Source organism: Paenibacillus sp. 79R4, assembly GCF_013393165.1.
In the GTDB taxonomy this organism is placed as follows: Bacteria; Bacillota; Bacilli; order Paenibacillales; family Paenibacillaceae; genus Fontibacillus.
Genome location: NZ_QJOT01000038.1, coordinates 1 through 1408, shown reverse-complemented (window position 1 = coordinate 1408; position 1408 = coordinate 1). Strand labels below are relative to the sequence as shown.

General features: G+C 55.0%; 1 rRNA gene. It reads left to right on the top strand.

The features are described from left to right. Nucleotides 1-1408: ribosomal RNA gene (locus tag DMN77_RS23505) — 23S ribosomal RNA — on the top strand; the annotation flags it as partial.

Sequence of the window (1408 nt, the reverse complement as noted above, 5' to 3'; positions counted from 1 at the left end):
TCAGGGGTAGGGGAGCGTTGTATGCGGATTGAAGTTGGACCGGAAGGACTGGTGGACTGCATACAAGTGAGAATGCCGGTATGAGTAACGAAAAGATCAGTGAGAATCTGATCCGCCGAAAGCCCAAGGTTTCCTGAGGAAGGTTCGTCCGCTCAGGGTAAGTCGGGACCTAAGGCGAGGCCGAAAGGCGTAGTCGAAGGACAACAGGTTGAAATTCCTGTACCACCGTAATCCGTTAGGAGTGATGGGGTGACGCAGGAGGGTAGTGACGCGAGCTGATGGATGCTCGTCCAAGCAGTGAGGCTGATGTGTAGGCAAATCCGCACATCGAAAGGCTGGGCTGTGATGGGGAGGGAAAATTTACAGTACCGAAGGTCATGATCTCACACTGCCAAGAAAAGCCTCTAACCAGGAGAAGGTGCCCGTACCGCAAACCGACACAGGTAGGCGAGAAGAGAATTCTAAGGCGCGCGGAAGAACTCTCGTTAAGGAACTCGGCAAAATGACCCCGTAACTTCGGGAGAAGGGGTGCCCCGGTAGTGTGAATAGCACGAGGGGGCCGCAGTGAAAAGGCCCAAGCGACTGTTTAGCAAAAACACAGGTCTGTGCGAAGCCGCAAGGCGAAGTATACGGGCTGACGCCTGCCCGGTGCTGGAAGGTTAAGGGGAGTGGTTAGGGGCAACCCGAAGCTATGAACCGAAGCCCCAGTAAACGGCGGCCGTAACTATAACGGTCCTAAGGTAGCGAAATTCCTTGTCAGGTAAATTCTGACCCGCACGAATGGCGTAACGACTTGGGCGCTGTCTCAACGAGAGATCCGGTGAAATTTTAATACCTGTGAAGATGCAGGTTACCCGCGACAAGACGGAAAGACCCCATGGAGCTTTACTGCAGCTTGATATTGGACTTTGATACGATTTGTACAGAATAGGTGGGAGCCTAGGAAGCCGGAGCGCCAGCTTCGGTGGAGGCGCCGTTGGGATACCACCCTGATCGTGTCGGAGTTCTAACCTGGTACCGTGATCCGGTACGGGGACAGTGTCAGGCGGGCAGTTTGACTGGGGCGGTCGCCTCCTAAAGAGTAACGGAGGCGCCCCAAGGTTCCCTCAGAATGGTTGGAAATCATTCGAAGAGTGCAAAGGCAAAAGGGAGCTTGACTGCGAGACTGACAAGTCGAGCAGGGACGAAAGTCGGGCTTAGTGATCCGGTGGTACCGCATGGAAGGGCCATCGCTCAACGGATAAAAGCTACCCTGGGGATAACAGGCTTATCTCCCCCAAGAGTCCACATCGACGGGGAGGTTTGGCACCTCGATGTCGGCTCATCGCATCCTGGGGCTGAAGTAGGTCCCAAGGGTTGGGCTGTTCGCCCATTAAAGCGGTACGCGAGCTGGGTTCAGAACGTCGTG